Consider the following 18406-nt stretch of genomic DNA (forward strand, 5'->3'; position numbering starts at 1 on the left):
TACATTGATCTTCTTAAGACGTTGAGGCTGGCGTCGCCCGCTCGAATCGCCTATAGACATGTGAACTCGACGCTATCCTTGAACTGGCGCTCACTTGGCCGACGACGACACCAAGAAAAACGATCCCGACAAGCCCGGCTCTGACATAAGGCCGGTTTCGATCGCCGACGAGATGAAGCGCAGCTATCTCGATTACGCGATGAGCGTGATCGTGTCGCGCGCGCTGCCGGACGTGCGCGACGGCCTGAAGCCCGTGCATCGGCGCATTCTGTTTTCGATGCACGAGAACGGCCATACGCCCGATAAGTCATATGTTAAGTCGGCGCGCATCGTCGGCGACGTGATGGGTAAATATCATCCGCACGGCGACGCGGCGATCTACGACGCGCTTGTGCGCATGGCGCAGCCCTTTTCGATGCGGCTGCCGCTCATCGACGGGCAGGGCAATTTCGGATCGGTCGACAACGATCCGCCGGCGGCGATGCGCTACACCGAGTCCCGGCTCGCAAAGCCTGCGCTCGCGCTGCTCGAAGATCTTGATGAAGGCACCGTCGACTTTCAAGCCAATTACGACGGCAAGGAGCACGAGCCGACGGTTCTGCCGGCGCGTTTCCCAAATCTGCTGGTCAACGGCGCCGGCGGCATCGCCGTCGGCATGGCGACGAACATTCCGCCGCATAATCTCGGCGAGGTCATCGACGCCTGCATCGCCATGATCGATCGGCCCGACATCACCATCGCCGAGCTGATGGACATCGTGCCGGGACCGGACTTTCCGACCGCGGCGAGCATTCTTGGGCGTGGCGGCATTCGCAACGCCTTCACGACTGGCCGCGGTTCGATCATCATGCGCGCCAAGTCAGAGATCGAAACTCTGCGCAAGGATCGCGAGGCGATCATCTTCACCGAAATTCCCTATCAGGTGAACAAGGCGACGCTGATCGAGCGCATCGCCGATCTGGTGCGGGAGAAGAAGATCGAGGGCGTCGCCGATCTGCGCGATGAGTCCGATCGTGACGGCATGCGCATCGTCGTCGAACTGAAGCGCGACGCTGTCGCCGACGTCGTGCTCAACCAGCTTTGGCGTCATACGACGCTGCAGACAAGCTTTCCCGTCAATATGATCGCGTTGAACGGCGGCCGCCCGGAGCTGATGACGCTCCATGACGTGCTGCGCGCCTTCGTTGATTTCCGCGAGACGGTCGTCACCCGCCGCACGAAATTCCGCCTCAACAAGGCGCGCGACAATGCCCATCTGCAGGTCGGCCTCGCCATTGCGGTCGCGAATATCGACGAGGTCATTCATCTCATCCGCACGTCGCCCGACGCCACCGCGGCGCGCGAAGCGCTCATGGCGCGCGACTGGCCGGCCAAGGACATGGCGCCGCTCGTTGAGCTGATCGCCGACCCGCGCCACAGGCTCAGCGATGATGGCGCCATCCGGCTTTCGGAGGCGCAGGCGCGCGCCATCCTCGAATTGCGTCTGCAACGGCTCACGGCGCTCGGACGCGAGGAAATCTCCGAAGCTTTGAACAAGCTTGCCGTCGAGATCGCCGATTACCTCGACATTCTGCGCTCGCGCGAACGCCTGTTCGGCATCGTCAAGGACGAACTCCTGGCGGTGAAGGAAGCTCACGCCACGCCGCGCCGCACGCAAATTCTTGAATCCGACGGCGAGGTCGAGGACGAGGACCTGATCGCGCGCGAAGACATGGTCGTCACCGTCTCGCACGCCGGCTATATCAAGCGTGTGCCGCTCTCGACCTATCGCGCGCAAAGGCGCGGCGGCAAAGGCCGTTCCGGCATGCAGACGAAGGAGGAGGATTTCGTCCATCGTCTGTTCGTCGCCAATACGCATACGCCGGTGCTGTTCTTTTCCTCGCTCGGCAAGGCCTATAAGGAGAAGGTCTGGAGATTGCCGCTCTCGGCGCCGCAGGCGCGCGGCAAGGCGCTCGTCAATCTGCTGCCGCTCGAACAGAACGAGCGCATCACCTCGATCATGCCGCTACCCGAAGATGAGGAAAGCTGGGCGACGCTCGACGTCATTTTCGCGACGACGCGCGGCACGGTGAGGCGCAATAAACTTTCCGATTTCGTCGACGTTCGCCGCAACGGCCTCATCGCCATGAAGCTCGACGACGGCGAAGCCATCGTCGACGTCGCGACCGCGACCGAGCGCGACGACGTGCTGCTGACCACACGCGACGGCCAATGCATCCGCTTCGCCGTGCCGGAGGTCCGCGTCTTCCAGGGCCGCACCTCGATGGGCGTGCGCGGCGTCGCGCTCGGGCAGGACGATCGGGTGATCTCGCTGTCCATCCTCAATCATTTCGACGCCGCCGGCGAGGAACGGGCCGCCTATCTAAAGCGCGCCAACGCGCTGCGCCGGCGCATGGGCGAAGATGTTTCGCCCGAGGCGGGGACCGAGACGGAAGAGGCCGCGATCGCCGTGGAGCTGTCGGATACGCGCTTTTACGAGATGCAGGCGGCCGAGCAGATCATTCTGACCGTGTCCGAAAACGGTTACGGTAAACGTACGAGCTCTTATGAATATCGTACGACAGGTCGCGGCGGCAAAGGCATCGTCGCGATGGCGGTGAACGCCAGAAACGGCAAGCTCGTCGCCTCTTTCCCCGTCGGCCATGGCGATGAAATCATGCTGGTGACGGACGGCGGTCAGCTGATCCGCTGCTCCGTCGACGGCATCCGCATCGCCGGGCGCGGCGCTCAGGGCGTCATTGTCTTCGACACGGCTGAAGACGAGCGCGTCGTTTCCGTCGAACATATCGGCGATGTCGGCGAGGGCGAGGACGCCGAAGCCTAATCTGGACGCTCAACGATAGGGTAGGCGCATGAGCGAGGGCGGCGACGACGCAGACGGCCCCGTGCTGGTCACCGGCGCGCCGCGTCGCATCGGCCTCGCCATCGCCGAGCGCTTCGCACGCGAGGGGCGGCCCCTCGTGCTACACGCCTCTCCGCGTTCGGCCGAGGAGGCCGAGCTTGCAGCGCACGCGATCCGGATACGCGGGGGGCGCGCGGCGACGGCCATCGCCGATCTTGCCGATGCGGAGTCGACGCAGCGCCTTATTGAGCAGGCCGGCGAAGCCTTCGGACCGCTACGGCTCCTCGTCAACAACGCCTCGATTTTTGAAGTTGACGCGGCGCAGGACTTTTCGCTCGAGCTTTATGAGCGGCAGATGCAGGTCAATCTGCGCGCGCCGCTGCTGCTGTCGCGCGACTTTGCGGCGGCGCTGCCGGCGAGCGTCGATGGCGCCATCGTCAATATCCTGGATCAGCGGGTTTTGCGTCTCACGCCACGCTACTTCTCCTACACGCTATCGAAATCGGCGCTGTGGGCGGCGACGCGCACCATGGCGCAGGCCTACGCGCCGCGAATTCGCGTCAATGCCGTCGGACCGGGGCCGGTCTTTGCAAATGCCGCGCTCGGCGAGCGGGAGTTTGAGATGGAGGCCCGCGGCGTGCCGCTGCAGCGAGCCGCCGACGTCTCCGGCGTGGTCGACGCTGTCGTTTACCTCAGCCGGGCGAAAAGCGTGACCGGTCAGATGATCGCCGTCGACAGCGGCCAGCATCTGGGCTGGCGTACGCCCGACGTCGGGCCGGAATAGGCCAGGGCTGACGTCAATCTGCGCTCGGGAGGCGGCGCATCGTGAACTCGATCCGCCCATCCTCCAGCTCGCGCCAGAACTCGATCTCGGTCATATAGGCGGCCTTGGGGAAGCGCTCGAACCACTCGCGCGCCTTCGCGCGCGCCTCAAGACGCTCCAGCGAGAAGGTCTCACGCCGCCAGCCATTTGTGTGACCGCTCCGCTTCTCGGCGAAGCGCCTCGCAAGATCCCTCGGCGCGTTTTTGGTTACGCTCATACTCATGCTCCGAGCGATCAATTTAGCGCATCGCAGGCGGGAAGGGGAGTCGCAGATCCGTCATGACCTATTCCGTCGGCTTCCCGCCCGCGGCGACACGCGACGCAAAGCTCTTGATTCTCGGGTCGCTTCCCGGCCAGCGTTCTCTGGAGCGCCAGCAGTATTACGCGCAGCCGCGCAACGCGTTCTGGACGCTGATGGGCAGTCTGTTCGGCCTCGACGCGGGCACTTGTTACGTCGATCGTCTCCAGAGCCTGAACGCGCGCGGCGTCGCCCTCTGGGATGTCTGCGCAAGCGCCCATCGGCCTGGCAGCCTCGACCAGCGGATCGACCTCTCGACTGTCCGATCCAATGATTTTGAGCGCTTTTTCGAAGAGCATCCAGATATCACGCTGATTTGCTTCAATGGCGCTACAGCGGCCAGCCTTTATCAACGGCTGGTTCTGCCCAGACTGTCGGTTCGCGCCGCGGCGATTGCTTCACGCCGATTGCCCTCGACGAGTCCCGCGCATGCATCGATGACATTCGCCCAAAAGCACGAAAAATGGCGATCCGCACTCGCCCCATTTCTCGATTAGCTCTAGGGCGCTTCCCCGCGCCCAAAAACCGCGCTAGACCCGAGCCATGCCTGAACGTCCCCCTTACATGATCTCGACGGCCATTCCCTATGCGAATGGCGCGCCGCATATTGGTCACGCCTATGAGCGCATCGCCACCGACGCCTTCGCGCGATGGAAGCGGCTCGACGGCTATGACGTGCTGTTTGTCACCGGCATGGACGAGCACGGGCAGAAGATGCAGCGCACCGCCGAAAAGGAAGGGCTGACGCCGGGGGCGCTCGCCGACCGCACGGCCGCGCAATTCGCCCGGATGGGCGAAGCGCTGAACGCCCGCGCCGACGACATCGTGCGCACGACGCAGGCGCGCCACAAAGAGACCGTGCTCGAAATGTGGCGGCGGATGGAGGCGAACGGCGACCTCTATCTTTCCAAATACGCCGGCTGGTATTCGGTGCGCGACGAGGCCTATTACGACGAGGACGAACTCACCGAGCGGGATGGCAAGAAATTCGCGCCGACGGGCACGCCGGTCGAGTGGGTGGAGGAGGAGAGCTGGTTCTTCAAATTGTCGGCCTATGCGGAGAAATTGCTCGCGCATTACGCGGCTTATCCGCACTTCATCACGCCCGAACACTATAAGAACGAGATCGTCGCCTTCGTGAAGCGCGGGCTCACGGACCTCTCGGTGTCGCGCACGACCTTCGACTGGGGCATCGAGATTCCGCCGAGCGCGCAGACCGCCGCGAAGCATGTGATGTATGTCTGGGTCGACGCACTTACGAATTACGTAACAGCTACAGGATATCTTACGGAAGGCGGAAATAGAGCACGTTTCTGGCCGGCCGACGCGCATGTCATCGGCAAGGACATCACCCGTTTTCACGCCATCTACTGGCCGGCGTTCCTGATGTCCGCAGGCGCGCCTCTGCCCAAGCAGGTCGTCGTGCACGGCTTCCTGTTTTCCAAAGGCGAGAAGATGTCGAAGTCGGTCGGCAATGTCGTCGATCCCATCGATTTGGCCGAGCGCTATGGCGTCGACCAGCTGCGCTACTTCTTTTTGCGCGAGATCCCCTTTGGCCAGGACGGCAACTATTCGCACGAGGCGATCGTCAACCGCATCAACGCCGATCTCGCCAATGACCTCGGCAATCTCGCGCAGCGGTCGCTGTCGATGATCGCCAAGAATTGTATGGGCGCCGTACCACGTAAACACGCGCTTACGGACGCCGATAAAGACATTCTCGCGCAGGCGGCCGACGTTCTCGCGAAAGCGCGCGCCGCCATGGACGATTACGCGCCGCACCACGCGCTGGCGGAAATTTTCCGTATCGTCGCCGAGGCCAATCGCTATTTCGCCGGTGAAGAGCCCTGGGCGAAGAAGAAGAGCGACCCTGCGCGGATGGAGACGATTCTCTACGTCACCGCCGAGACGCTGCGCCGGCTGGCGATTCCCCTGCAGCCGTTTATGCCCGACTCAGCCGGCAAGCTTCTCGATCTCCTGGGCGTCGGCCCGGACGAACGGGATTTGGCGCATGCCGACGAGGCGAACGCCCTGCAGGAGGGCGCGCCGCTGCCGCCGCCAACGCCGATCTTTCCGAGATTTGTGGAGGAGGAAGCGAGTTAGTCCCGCTCCAGCAGGCGCGGAGAGCCGCCGGCCGCGCTCGCCATGCGCTGACCATAATCAGCCGTTTCAAATGGCGGCGGCGCAGCGGCGCGCAAATGACCTTGGTCATTGCGGGCTTGTCGGCCAAAGCGCGGGCGTGCAATTATGAACGCCCGGGCTCCTGGTGAAGGAACTCGCGCCGCTCGGTCGAGCGCCCGCGCAACAATATCCGCCTTCGTTGTGTCGTATCTCGGACGGCTCTTTTCTTACAGAGGAACTCATGGAATGGCGCGTGGCATTTCAACAATTCTGACGGCGGTTATCTTCGGCGCGATCGGTTTTGGGCTCGGCATCTACGCTGCGCCGACCGAAGGCGTCGCCAATCTGAAAGCCGCGATCGAGGGCCGGTTCAAACCGGCGCCCGCCGAGGACGCTGCGCCGGCCGAAACCCCGGCGACTCCCGCCGAGTCGGATGCGACCGCCCAACCCGACGCCTCGGCCGCGCCTGCGCCTGAGACGCCTCCGGCTGAGCAGCCGGCGGCCGTAGAGGCTCCAATGGAGAGCGCGCCTGCGCCCGCTCCGGCGCCGTTGACCGAAGCGCCGCCGCCGCCCCAGCCCGCGCCCATGGCGATGCCGGAGGCGCCTCCGGCCCCAGAGGCAGTGGTCGAACAGCCGGTGAAGCCCAAGGTGAAGCCGAAGCCCAAGGCTAAGCCCAAGCCGAAGCCCGCAGCTCCGGTCGAGGAGCCGGCTGAACAGCCGGCGCAGTAAAGCCAGTCTCCGCGACCCGTCCCTGTTTCGAACTCTACGAGCAGGGGCGGGGTCGCGGCAGGCGACTGTCGAGGATTCGTTTTCGGCAGTCCGCTCTTCGAACAGCTCCGCGAGCGCGGCGGCGTGCGCCCGGAATCGCTTGTCGAAGCTTGGCCGAGCGGCTCACGCAAAGAACTCGGCGAGAACCCCTTGCGCCTGCCGATGCAGGCGATTTTCTATGAGGCCAGGGCGGAGTAACGCCCGCGCTACTGCGGCTGCGTCATCAGCTCGAGCACATGGCCGTCAGGGCTTTTAAAATAGACTCCTCGGCCGCCGTTCCAGTCGTTCAGCTGGCCGTCCGTGAATCGACCCGGCGCGCTTCCAAAGGCGACGCCTTCGTCCTTCACGCGCCGGAAGATCTCATCGAACTCATTATCGCCGACGTGGAAGGCATAGTGGCTGGCGCCGAAGCCCTCATCCTTGTCGAACAGCAGGGTGAGTTCGCTGTTGACCTTCACCGGCGCGAAATGGCCCTTGGCGCCCTCGTAGCGCAGACCAAAAATCCGTGCGAACCAGCGCGCCGCCGCCTCATTGTCGCGCGCCGGCACGATGGTGTGATTGAGAATGATGGCCATCGATCAAACTCCGCCTGTCTCTCGATTGAATCTCAGATGGGGAGTCCTCGCGTCCCCGTCACGAGCGTCGCGGCGCTCATTGGCCGCCGGACCAGGAAGCCGACAGCGCGCCATCTGGTTGGCGCCGGACGCGAACGCCGAATGGCGCGCTTTCGCGATCGAGCGTTTGCGCGAGCCATTCGGCGTCGGCGGCCGAGGCCCGTTCGAGGCGAAAGCGCCGCATATGCAGCGGGACCAATCGAAGTTGCACGAGATCGCCGCTCGTATCGATGTCTGCAAAATACATCAGGGATAAATCGCCGCGATAGCGCTCTTGGCCATCGATGCCCTCATAGTCGTTGAGGAAATCGCCGCAGCCATAAAGCGCCAAGCGGTTGCGATGAACCTCAAATCCCCTCGCATGATGTGACGAATGTCCATGGAGGACGGAAGCGCCGGCGTCTTCGATCAGCCGATGCGCGAATTGTCTTTTGGCGTTCGAAACGTCATAGCCCCAGTTCGAGCCCCAGTGGATCGACATCACTAGAATATCTTCGCGGCGCGCCGCGTTTCGCGCCAGATCGCAGGCGAAGGCGGCGCTTTCCGCAGAAAGGTCAGGCAGAAGATTGACGCCGGGCGAAGACGGCGTCGCCGCCCACTCCAAGGGCGTTCCGCTGTCGGGCAGGGCGAAGGACAGCACGACCACCCGTCCCTTGCTCGGGATCTCAATAATCGCCGGCCGCTGCGCTTGGCCGGCGGAGCGTCCGGCGCCGGCGACGGCGATCTTCAGACGCTCGAGCGCGCCGAGCGTCTCAAGGAGGCCGGAGCGGCCCCAATCGAGAACGTGATTATTGGCCAGCGCGCAGCAATCGATTCCGGCGGCGCGCAGACATTCCGCATTCTGCGGACTGACGCGATAATTGATCGCCTTGTGTTCGGCCGTCTCGCTGCGCGTCACGCTTGTTTCGAGATTGATGATGCGGGCGTCGGGCGCGTGTGCTTCAAGCTCGGCGAGCGCGTCGCCCCAGATATAGGAAGGATCAACCGGCCGCGGAATCGGCCCGGACGCCGCTTCCGCCAGGCGAACATATTCTTGCGCCGAGGAAACATATTCCTCATAGAGGTTCGGCGGGCAGGGCGACGGAAGGATCTGATCGACGCCTCGGCCGATCATCACGTCGCCGCACAGGAAAAGTCGGACGGACGGCGCCCCGTCACCCGGCGGCGCGGCTTCGTTCATATCGTGGGCGGAAGATTCTCTTCGTCGTCGCCGGCGACCAGCGAGACGATTTCTCCCGCCACGTCCTTGAGCGGCGCGCCGGCGCCAAAGATGTCCCGATCGCCGGACATCCACATGGCCGCCTCCTCGACGTCAGCGATCGTTGGCCGCAGATCCATGATCGCCGACAGCGTCGCGTCGTCGATGTCGCCGAGGACGTCCGTCACGTCCTTGATCGTCGCCAGCGGGCGGCCGTCGCCGTCCGGCGCGGAAGACTGCGTCAAGTTTCTGCTCCTCGCGCTTGCAACGTCCCGCCCGAGCTTGACCTGTGACGGTCTCGCATGATGCCGGCGAGGAGAAAGGCGCGTTGCATAGCCAAGAAGATATAGCGCCGCCCATCTGAGCCGCGAAGGAGCCCGAGGCTAAATATTTGTGTTTTCCGCCGTCCGAGCCATATTGCCGCATTGGCCAAAGCGCGTCATCAAGCACCCGGCGCGCGCGCCCGGGGCCATCCCGTTTTGCTCTTTCCTGACCGAGTCTGATGCTCATCGATACCCATTGTCACCTCGACTTTCCCGATTTCGCGCCAGAGCTCGCGGAGACGATCGCCCGCGCCAAGGCGCGCGGCGTCGCGAGAATGATCACGATCTCGACGCATCTGTCGCGCTTCGAGCGTGTAAAGGCGGTCGCCGAAACCTATCCGGAGGTCTTCTGCACGGTCGGGACGCATCCGCACCATTCGCACGAAGAGGCCGAGCCGACCGTCGAGGCGCTGGTGACGCTGTCGCAACATCCAAAATGCGTCGGATTGGGCGAAGCGGGCCTTGACTATCACTATGACCACGCGCCGCGCGACGTGGCGCAGCGCATCTTCCGCATTCACGTCCAGGCCGCCCGCGAAACCGGCCTGCCGCTCGTCATTCATACGCGCGACGCCGACGACGACTGCGCCGCGATTCTGAAGGACGAAATGGGGAAGGGGGCTTTCCCCGCCCTGCTCCATTGCTTCACGAGCGGGCCCGCGCTCGCCCAGACCGCGCTGCAGCTCGGCCTCTATATTTCCTTTTCCGGCGTCGTAACATTCAAGAACGCCGAATATCTGCGCGAGATCGCCCGCGACGTGCCGCTGGAGCGCCTGCTGGTCGAAACCGACGCGCCCTTCCTTGCGCCGACGCCTCATCGCGGCAAGCGCAACGAGCCGGCCTTCGTCGTCGACACCGCGCGCGTGCTCGCCGAACTCAAGGGAATCAGCGCCGCTGAACTCGCGATCGCCACAACCGAAAATGCGTTGCGGCTGTTTTCCAAAATGCCGCCTCTGGACGCCGTCGCGTGAGCTTGAGAATCAGCATCCTTGGGTGCGGCTCGTCGGGCGGCGTGCCGCGCGTCGGGCAGGGCTGGGGAAAGTGCGATCCGGACAATCCGAAAAATCGGCGCCGGCGCTGTTCGATTCTCGTCGCTCGAGGTCCTGCTGACGCAGCGACGCAAGTGCTCGTGGACACCGGACCGGATCTACGCGAGCAACTCATCGACGCCGACGTCAAGCGGCTCGACGCGGTCTTCTATACCCATCCCCACGCCGACCACACCCACGGCGTCGACGATGTGCGCGGCCTGGTCATTCTGAGCGGTCGGCGCATCCCGGCCTATATGGACGAACCGACTTCGCGGTCTTTCGCCACGAAGTTCGACTACATCTTCAAGACGCCGCCGGGGAGCTTTTATCCGCCGCTGATGACCGAGCATCGGCTGCATCTGGGGCGCGCCGAGACGGTCGAGGGACCGGGCGGCGCCATCGTCGCCACGCCTTTTCGCCTGGACCATGGCGACATGGACGCACTCGGCTTTCGCTTCGACAACGTGGCCTACACGCCGGATCTTCACGCGGTTCCGCCAGAGAGCGTTCAGTATCTGGAAGGGCTCGATCTCTGGATTATCGACGCGCTGCGCCATCAGCGGCACGGCACGCATCTGTCCGTCAGTCAGGCGCTGGACTTCATCGCGCATTTCAAGCCAAAGCGCGCCGTTCTGACGGATCTGCACGTTGATTTGGATTACGACGCGCTCGCCGCGACGCTGCCGGAAAATGTCACGCCGGCTTTTGACGGAATGGCGCTCGAAGTCTGACGTCGCAGCTATCGCCAAAAATGATATATTTTGGTTCCATAATATGGATTATGCGAATCGTGGATGAGGATGGATGCGGCTGGCGCCGTCTGCTCTTGCCTTTCGCTCGCCTGAGATTTTGCGTCGATGTCATGTCCGGCGGAACGCCGCCGCCGGCGTCCTCGGATGACGCATTATGTTGACAAGGCGGCGCGTGTTCAGCGCATGGCGCGTCAATCCCAACCGCGCAACGCACCTAAACTCCTGCAATCGCGAACATTCCCGCCGACGCAGGAATTTGACCTAGTTGTCAAACCGTGGCGACTGTTTGGATTTTTGGATCACCCCACGGAATTTGCTGGCCTTAGGGGGCCAAACTCTGGTAAAAGGCTCGCTGCGCGGGACTATATGGCATTCAAGAGGCACATCATCGTCGTTTCCGGGCGGGCGCGTTTTTTGAGACGCGCCAACTGGAGCGGTTGGGCGCACAAGGTTGGCATAGCGGTCTTGCCGTTTTTGGCGGAGACGAGCAGGTAGACATGAGCAAAGGTAGAGATTTTCGGGGCCCCCGCAAGCGCGGATTTGATGACGACGCTCCGTATAGCTATGATTCGCCGCGCACGAGCCGGGCGCCGCGATCTCCCTTTGGCGGCGGATTTCCAGATTCGCCGCCTCCGATGTCGAACGAGCCAGCAGTCGACGCCATCGTGAAGTGGTTTAAGACTGACAAGGGGTTCGGCTTCGTTGAGCTTGCCAATGGCACCGGCGACGCGTTCCTCCATATCGGCGCCGTTCAGGCGGCGGGATATGACACGCTGCCGCCCGGCGCGAAATTGCAGGTGCAGGTCACGAGCTCGGTGAAGGGCCAGCAAGTGGCGCGCATTCTCGAGGTCGATTTGGCTGGCGCCGCTGAGCGGGCGCCTCCGCCGCCGCCGCGCGCAGGCGGCGGTTTTGACAGCCCCCGGCCCCGTCGTCAGGCGCCCGATCCGTCGACCGCCGTTCCGGTCGCCGGCAAGGTCAAATGGTTCGACGAGACAAAAGGCTTCGGCTTCGTGCAGTCGGACGACGGCGGCAAGGACGTGTTCGTCCATATTTCGATTCTGGGCCCATCCGGCGTGAACCGGCTCGCCGAGGGGCAGCCGGTCACTATGCAGGTCGTCGATACGGCGAAAGGCAGAGAAGCGCTGTCGATCATCCTGGATTGAGCCGCGCTCCGTAGATCCGTGCGCCGCGTTCCTCCTTGAGGGCCGCGGCGCTTTTCTTTTGGGAACCCTCATGTCCGGTCGACCGCCCGGCGACGTCGCCAGACTGATCGAAATCATGGCGGCGCTGCGCACGCCCGGAAGCGGTTGTCCCTGGGATCTCGTTCAGAATTTCCGCTCGATCGCGCCCTACACGATCGAGGAAGCCTATGAGGTCGCTGACGCCATCGAGCGCAACGATCTTACCGATCTCAAAGACGAGTTAGGCGATCTCCTCCTGCAGGTCGTGTTCCATGCCCGAATGGCGCAGGAGCAGGCCGCCTTCGCCTTCGAGGACGTCGTCGACGCCATCTGCGACAAGCTCATTCGCCGGCATCCGCACGTGTTCGGCGACGCCCAGGCTCTCGACGCCGACGGCGTGACCACACAATGGAGCGCAATCAAAGCGCGCGAGAAGATGGCGAAGCAGGGCGCGCCGCCGGCCAGTCTGCTTGACGGCGTGCCCCTCGCCCTGCCCGCGCTGACGCGCGCCCTCAAGCTGCAACAGAAGGCGTCCGCGGTCGGCTTCGACTGGGACGACGCGCAGCAGGTTCTTGGCAAGATTCGCGAGGAAACCGAGGAAGTCGCCGCGGAACTCGCGCTTCCCGGCGCGCAGGCTTCGCCGGCGCTTGAAGAGGAGATCGGCGATCTGCTGTTTGTCGTCGCCAATCTTGCGCGTCACGCCAAGGTCGATCCCGAGCAGGCGCTTCGTGGCGCCAACACCAAGTTCGAGCGGCGGTTCCACCATATCGAGCGGCGCCTCGCAGAGATGGGCCATTCGCCTGAAGCGGCGTCTCTCGATGAGATGGAAGCGCTATGGGTCGAGGCGAAAGGCGCGGAACGCAAGCCGCGCTGACAAGTACGCGCCCCCGTCCGTTAGCGCCCCGCGCCGGCTTCGCGGATCATTTCGGCCTGAGGGAACCGCCTCGCGAGGCCCTCCGAACGTTCAGGATCGATACGCACGACGAGATGGACGCCGCCCTCCGGCAACGCTTCGCGTTCGAGCACTTCGGTATGGGCATGAAGCCAGGCGAGGCCCTCGCCGTCGGCGACGTCGAGGTTCATTTCAAATCGAACCCGTCCCGCCGCCAGCGTGGATTCGATCCTTGCCAGCAACTCATCGAGCCCCTGCCCGGTCAAGGCTGACACGAGCGTCGGCCGCCGCTGAGGCTCGATCCCGCTCACGGCGAGCTGCAGCGCCGAAAGCCGATCGGGATCGAGCGCGTCGATCTTGTTCCAAACTTCCAAAATCCGCCCCTCGGCCTCGCCTTTCAGACCGAGTTCGCTCAGGATCGACTCGACGTCCTTCGCCTGCGCTTCCCAATCTTCGTGCGAGACGTCGCGAATATGGAGAACCACGTCGGCCAGCGTCACTTCTTCGAGCGTCGCCCGGAAGGCGGAGACGAGCATGGTGGGCAGGTCGGAGATGAATCCCACCGTGTCGGAGAGCAGAATGCGCGCGCCATGCGGCAGTTTGATCTGGCGAAGGGTGGGATCGAGGGTGGCGAACAGCATGTCCTGCGCCAGCACCTCGGCCTTGGTCAGACGATTGAAAAGCGTGGACTTTCCGGCATTCGTGTAACCGACCAGCGCGACCACCGGATAGGGAACGTCACGCCGCGTCTTGCGATGCAGCGCGCGCGTGCGCTTCACCTTGTCAAGATCGTGCTCGATGCGCCGCATCCGCTCCTCGATCAGGCGCCGGTCCGTCTCGATCTGCGTCTCGCCGGGGCCGCCAAGAAAACCGAAACCGCCGCGCTGGCGTTCAAGGTGGGTCCAGGAGCGGACGAGCCGCGACTTCTGATAGGAGAGATGCGCGAACTCCACCTGTAGCGCGCCTTCCTTGGTTCGGGCGCGCTCGCCGAAGATTTCGAGAATGAGCCCGGTCCTGTCGATGACCTTGGCGTCCCACGCCCTTTCAAGATTGCGCTGCTGCACGGGCGAGAGTTGGCAGTCCATGCTGACCAGCGCGGCGTCCTTCGCCTTGACGAGTTCGCCGATCTCTTCGACCTTGCCCTTCCCTAGGTAAGTCGCGGGTCGAACTTCGTTCAACGATATGGGAAGCTGACCGACGACATCGAGGTCGATCGCCTCGGCAAGCCCCACCGCCTCGATGAGACGCGCCGCCGTGTCGCGCGCACGCGCCGCGCCGCCTTGAGTCACATAGGGCCCAATGACCAATGCGCGGGCGCCGGCGCCGTTCGGCGCCGTCCCGTTAACTTCTCCGCTGTCAGCCTTCAATCGCCTACCGCTGTTTGTCGGCCTGGCTCTCGTCGTCGCCCGGCTCAAACATTTGTATGGGGTGTCCGGGCATGATCGTCGAGATGGCGTGCTTGTAGACGAGCTGAGAATGCCCGTCTCGTCGCAGCAACAGGCAAAAATTATCGAACCAGGTGACGATTCCCTGGAGCTTGACGCCATTGACGAGGAAGATGGTGAGCGGGACTTTATTCTTCCTGACGAAATTCAAAAATGTATCTTGCAGATTCTGCGAACGCTCTGACGACATCGGCTGTCCTGTTCTGTTTTTTGAGCCGAGCGGAATGACGCCGCCCCCAGGGGATCGTTCTTCTTTTTTCGCCGCCGTGGTCATTAGAACCTTTCAAATGGCGAAGCGCAAGGCGCAAGTCGCGCGCTTTCCGCCGCCAGTTTATGGGAGGCGTTCGGCTTCAACTCCGCGCCAGCTCTCGCCGCAAGCATAATGCAACGCTTTAACTAGCTCATCTAAGTTAATGTTTCTATGACTCGACAGAGAGCGACTTAAGTTTTCGGTGTAAGGCCGAGCGCTCCATGCCGATGAACTCCGCCGTTCGGGAGATATTCCCGGAGAAGCGATTGAGCTGAGCGACGAGGTATTCGCGCTCGAAAACTTCCCGCGCCTCTCTGAGTGGCAGGCTCATCAGTTTCTCGCCGCGAACGCCGGCGGGAGTCGCCGGCACGAGTTCGCCGACATCGGCCGGAAGCATTTCGGCCGTGATCGTCGCGCCGGAATCGCCAGACGTGAGGATCATTAAGCGCTCTACATTATTCCTCAACTGGCGGATGTTGCCGGGCCAGTCGTGCAACTGCAGGATAGCGAGGGCGTCTTCCGAGATCCGTCGGCGCGGCATGCCGGAAGCGAGCGACATGTTCTCCATGAAATAGTCGATGAGCGCCGGGATGTCCTCGCGCCGCTCCGCCAGCGAGGGAATCCGGATCGGCACCACCGCGAGGCGATGAAATAGATCCTCGCGCAGCGTTCCCTCTTCGATCGCCGACGCGAGATCTCGCGCCGAGGACGAGATAATGCGCACGTCGACCTCGACCTTGTTCGATCCGCCGACCCGCTGAAACGTCTGATCGACCAGCACGCGCAGGATTTTCGCCTGGCTATCCTTTGGCATGTCGGCGATTTCGTCGAGGAACAGCGTCCCGCCGTGCGCCTCCTCAAGCGCGCCGATCTTGCGCTCGCCGTCGGCGCCTTCGCGACCGAACAGCTCGATTTCCATGTTCTCCGGCGTGATCGTGGCCGAATTGATGACGACGAACGGTCCGCCGGCGCGACTCGACGCCTCGTGGATGCAGCGGGCGGCGAGTTCCTTGCCTGTGCCGGGGGCGCCGGTGATCAGCACGCGCGAATTCACAGGGGCGACGCGGCCAATTAGCTGCTGCAGCTGATGGGCCGCCGGCGAATCGCCGACGATGCGGTCGAAGGCTCCTGCCCGCTGGCGCAGCGCGGAAAGTTCGCGCCGCAGCTGATAGGCTTCAAGCGCCCGCTCGGCGACGAGCACCAGCCGATCCGCCTTGAAGGGCTTTTCGATAAAGTCGTATGCGCCGATCTTGATCGCGCTGACCGCGGTTTCGATATTGCCGTGGCCCGAGATCATGACCACGGGCAAGCCCTTGTGCTGCTTCTGCACGAGTTCGAGCACCTGGAGGCCGTCCAGCCGAGACCCTTGCAGCCAGATGTCGAGAAAAACGAGATGCGGACGCCGGCTCGCGATCGCCGCAAGCGCTTCGTCGGAGTCTTTGGCGGTGCGGACCCCGTGCCCTTCGTCGCTCAGAATTCCGGCGACAAGCTCTCTGATGTCCTCTTCATCGTCGACGATCAAAATATCGCTGGCCATTATACCCCGCCCTGTCCCGGCTCACTTGCATGCGCCGGCGCTTTTTCAGCCTGTGCGCCAGCCGCGCCTGGCTCCTCCTTCGAGGACGTCTCCGCGGCAAGGGGCACGATAAGCCTGACGCAGGCCCCCCGACCCGACGGCGCGTCCAGCAGCTCCAACCGGCCTCCGTGATCCTCGACGATTTTGGCGACGATCGGCAGGCCCAGTCCGGTGCCGTCCGATCGCGTCGTCATGTAAGGCTCGAGCAAGCGCTGCCGGTTCATCGCCGGGAAGCCCTTACCATTATCGATCACGTCGATTTCAGCCATGCGATCGCGCACATTCAATCTGATTTCGACTCTCCCCTTTTCCAGAGCGTCTTTTTCTTCGCGTGCGGCGATGCCTTCGACGGCGTTCTTCACGATATTGGTGAGCGCCTGCGACAGCAAGCGACGATCGAACTGCGCGATGACGGGCGTTTCCGGCAACTCTTCGACGATGTCGAGATCGGCGTTGCCGACCCGCATGAGGAACGCGACCTGCCGAATGCATTCGTTGAGATCGTCGCGCGCCGGGCGCGCCTTCGGCATACGCGCAAAGGAGGAAAACTCGTCGACCATACGCTTGATGTCGTCAACTTGGCGCACAATCGTGTCTGTGCATTGGTCGAAAATGTCGCGATCTTCCTGGATGACCTTGCCGTATTTGCGGCGCAGCCGCTCGGCCGAAAGCTGAATCGGCGTCAACGGATTTTTAATCTCGTGGGCAATGCGCCGTGCGACGTCCGCCCAGGCGGAAGTGCGCTGCGCCATCACGAGGTCGGTGATGTCGTCGAGCGTCACCACATAGTTATGATGCCCCGCATCGGCGCGCGCCGAGGTCACTCGCACATTCAAGGTGCGCTCTGCGACGCCGCGCTTGATAATAATCTGGCTTTGAACGGCGCGCGGAAAGACTTCCGCCGCGTCCTTCAGGATCGGGACGATCTCCGGCAAGACCGACGCGACCGAGGCGCCGACGGTCGCCTGCCCGGTCGCATCTGCGAGCGACAGTTCCTCGGCTGAGCGGTTGAGAATGGTGACGACGCTTGCCGAGTCCACGCCCATAACCGCGACCGGCACGCCGGAGAGCACGGCCTCGGTGAATTCGCGACGTTCGTCATTGATCCGATTGGCTTCGATCAGCCGGTTTTGCTGAAGATTGAGCTCGGTGGTCATATTATTGAAGACGTCGCCGAGGCGCGCCAATTCGCCATGCTGTTTGTCGACGTTGACGCGAACGTCGAGATTGCCGGCCGACACCTCGTCGGTTGCGGCGATCAGGTCGCGGATCGGCGTCACCAGCCGATCGGCGAAATCCAGTCCGAACCAGATGGACGACAGCAGCATGATCGTCGTCAGGAAGGCGTACATCAGCACGAAGGCCCGCTGGACGGCGGCGCGATAGGCGTCGAAGACGTCATAACTGCTGATCAGGTTCTGAGCCTGTTTGGGAAATTCCACGGCGATCGGGTCAATTGGCCGAGTGACGTAAAGGAACGTGTCCTGAAAGGCGCTGAGCGCACGCAAAGCGACGAAGCTCTTGCCGTCATCGATGACAAGGCACAGAGGCTCCCCGCGCCGCGCGTCGTCGAACTCGGATTGCGGCGGGGCGATGATGATGGAGGCGGCGTTCTGCGCCACGTCGACGCGGTCGAGAATTTCGCCGTTGGATTTCACCAGCGCCGCGACGGAGAAGCCCAGGAAATACGCTCGTGACTGAAATATTTGATGAAAATACGGACGGTCCGAGTTGTAGAGAATGGCCGCGCGATCGAGGTCCGAAGCCGTGAGCTGCGCCTCCTGCAGTAGCGCCCGGCACTGACTCTCGCGGAACACGGCCGCGGCTTCCGCTGTATTGTGGACGAAGACCTTGACGCTCGACATGAAGGCGGGATTGAGCACGCGCTCCAGCGTCAGCGATCCCGCTACGGCGAGCAGAATCGCTGGAATCAGAGCAATAACCGAGAAAAAGCCGACCGTGCGCACGTGAAGGCGCGCCGCCGCTTCGCCGCGCCGCCAGACGCGGTAAAGGCGCCAGGCCTTGACGATCACCATCGCGAGCAGAACGGCGACAAAGACGCCGTTGATGAGGAGCAACGGCAATAGGCGGTCGTCTGTCGGCGATATCGCGCCGAATTCGGCCACGACCAGGAATGTAGCCAACGCGCAGCCGACGGCGCCGATCACGATGATCGGACCGAACCAGCTGCGAAACGGCGTTCTGCCTTTCGCCTTTGGCGGAGAAGCCGAGTCTCCGGTCAGGGCCATGGCGCCTGTATAGGCTCCGCCCGCGCCGGTGGCAATTGAACGG

17 protein-coding genes are annotated in these 18406 nt (G+C 63.2%); 9 read left to right on the plus strand and 8 right to left on the minus strand.

The window, feature by feature from the left end; genetic code table 11:
- Positions 1 to 94: 94 nt before the first annotated feature.
- Positions 95 to 2824: a DNA gyrase subunit A gene (gyrA, locus tag EHO51_RS06815; protein ID WP_124738269.1), complete on the plus strand. Its 2730-nt coding sequence runs from the start codon at positions 95 to 97 to the stop codon at positions 2822 to 2824.
- Between the two features lie 28 nt (positions 2825 to 2852).
- Entirely contained in the window at positions 2853 to 3626 is a 774-nt protein-coding gene (locus EHO51_RS06820) for an SDR family oxidoreductase (protein WP_018408292.1), read from the plus strand.
- Positions 3627 to 3639: 13 nt separating this feature from the next.
- On the opposite strand, the gene EHO51_RS06825 is transcribed toward EHO51_RS06820, so the two are convergent.
- On the minus strand, positions 3640 to 3882 hold the full coding sequence (locus EHO51_RS06825; protein ID WP_014889725.1) for a hypothetical protein: 243 nt from the start codon (positions 3880 to 3882) through the stop codon (positions 3640 to 3642).
- A 62-nt stretch (positions 3883 to 3944) separates the two neighbouring features.
- Between EHO51_RS06825 and EHO51_RS06830 the strand changes: the two genes are divergently transcribed.
- From EHO51_RS06830 to EHO51_RS06840, 3 genes are all read left to right on the plus strand, one after another.
- The gene (locus EHO51_RS06830; protein WP_124738270.1) at positions 3945 to 4460 is read left to right on the plus strand and encodes a DNA-deoxyinosine glycosylase; all 516 of its coding nucleotides are present in this window, start codon (positions 3945 to 3947) and stop codon (positions 4458 to 4460) included.
- 67 nt (positions 4461 to 4527) lie between these two features.
- Positions 4528 to 6066 carry a methionine--tRNA ligase gene (gene metG, locus EHO51_RS06835; RefSeq protein WP_124740070.1) on the plus strand — a complete coding sequence of 513 codons (1539 nt, stop codon included), beginning with the start codon at positions 4528 to 4530 and terminating at the stop codon, positions 6064 to 6066.
- A 264-nt stretch (positions 6067 to 6330) separates the two neighbouring features.
- A complete protein-coding gene (locus EHO51_RS06840) occupies positions 6331 to 6813 on the plus strand; it encodes a hypothetical protein (RefSeq protein ID WP_245434781.1) in 483 nt (160 codons plus the stop codon).
- Between the two features lie 245 nt (positions 6814 to 7058).
- Here EHO51_RS06840 and EHO51_RS06850 read toward each other — a convergent pair whose 3' ends face one another.
- The 3 genes from EHO51_RS06850 to EHO51_RS06860 form a co-directional block, all read right to left on the minus strand.
- Positions 7059 to 7427 (minus strand): VOC family protein, encoded by a 369-nt coding sequence (locus tag EHO51_RS06850; RefSeq protein WP_124738272.1) that lies wholly within the window; start codon positions 7425 to 7427, stop codon positions 7059 to 7061.
- A 76-nt stretch (positions 7428 to 7503) separates the two neighbouring features.
- A complete protein-coding gene (locus tag EHO51_RS06855; RefSeq protein WP_124738273.1) occupies positions 7504 to 8646 on the minus strand; it encodes a CapA family protein in 1143 nt (380 codons plus the stop codon).
- Positions 8643 to 8909: a hypothetical protein gene (locus EHO51_RS06860; protein WP_124738274.1), complete on the minus strand. Its 267-nt coding sequence runs from the start codon at positions 8907 to 8909 to the stop codon at positions 8643 to 8645. The genes EHO51_RS06855 and EHO51_RS06860 overlap by 4 nt, the downstream gene beginning before the upstream one ends.
- A gap of 257 nt (positions 8910 to 9166) precedes the next feature.
- Between EHO51_RS06860 and EHO51_RS06865 the strand changes: the two genes are divergently transcribed.
- From EHO51_RS06865 to mazG, 4 genes are all read left to right on the plus strand, one after another.
- Complete coding sequence (locus EHO51_RS06865) at positions 9167 to 9958, plus strand: TatD family hydrolase (protein ID WP_124738275.1); 792 nt, start codon at positions 9167 to 9169, stop codon at positions 9956 to 9958.
- Positions 9955 to 10749: an MBL fold metallo-hydrolase gene (locus EHO51_RS06870; RefSeq protein WP_124738276.1), complete on the plus strand. Its 795-nt coding sequence runs from the start codon at positions 9955 to 9957 to the stop codon at positions 10747 to 10749. The genes EHO51_RS06865 and EHO51_RS06870 overlap by 4 nt, the downstream gene beginning before the upstream one ends.
- Positions 10750 to 11267: 518 nt before the next feature.
- Positions 11268 to 11933 (plus strand): cold-shock protein, encoded by a 666-nt coding sequence (locus EHO51_RS06875; protein ID WP_026222959.1) that lies wholly within the window; start codon positions 11268 to 11270, stop codon positions 11931 to 11933.
- A 70-nt stretch (positions 11934 to 12003) separates the two neighbouring features.
- Complete coding sequence (mazG, locus tag EHO51_RS06880; protein ID WP_124738277.1) at positions 12004 to 12825, plus strand: nucleoside triphosphate pyrophosphohydrolase; 822 nt, start codon at positions 12004 to 12006, stop codon at positions 12823 to 12825.
- A gap of 20 nt (positions 12826 to 12845) precedes the next feature.
- On the opposite strand, the gene hflX is transcribed toward mazG, so the two are convergent.
- The 4 genes from hflX to EHO51_RS06900 all read right to left on the minus strand — a co-directional run bounded on the left by hflX (position 12846) and on the right by EHO51_RS06900 (position 18363).
- Positions 12846 to 14210, minus strand: coding sequence for a GTPase HflX (gene hflX / locus EHO51_RS06885; RefSeq protein ID WP_124738278.1), 1365 nt, complete (start codon positions 14208 to 14210; stop codon positions 12846 to 12848).
- Between the two features lie 4 nt (positions 14211 to 14214).
- Positions 14215 to 14478 (minus strand): RNA chaperone Hfq, encoded by a 264-nt coding sequence (gene hfq / locus EHO51_RS06890; protein ID WP_124740071.1) that lies wholly within the window; start codon positions 14476 to 14478, stop codon positions 14215 to 14217.
- Positions 14479 to 14707: 229 nt separating this feature from the next.
- Complete coding sequence (locus tag EHO51_RS06895; protein ID WP_124738279.1) at positions 14708 to 16075, minus strand: sigma-54-dependent transcriptional regulator; 1368 nt, start codon at positions 16073 to 16075, stop codon at positions 14708 to 14710.
- The gene (locus EHO51_RS06900) at positions 16075 to 18363 is read right to left on the minus strand and encodes a sensor histidine kinase NtrY-like (protein WP_124738280.1); all 2289 of its coding nucleotides are present in this window, start codon (positions 18361 to 18363) and stop codon (positions 16075 to 16077) included. The genes EHO51_RS06895 and EHO51_RS06900 overlap by 1 nt, the downstream gene beginning before the upstream one ends.
- Positions 18364 to 18406 lie beyond the last annotated feature (43 nt).

Source organism: Methylocystis rosea (genome assembly GCF_003855495.1).
Classification (GTDB): Bacteria; Pseudomonadota; Alphaproteobacteria; order Rhizobiales; family Beijerinckiaceae; genus Methylocystis; species Methylocystis rosea_A.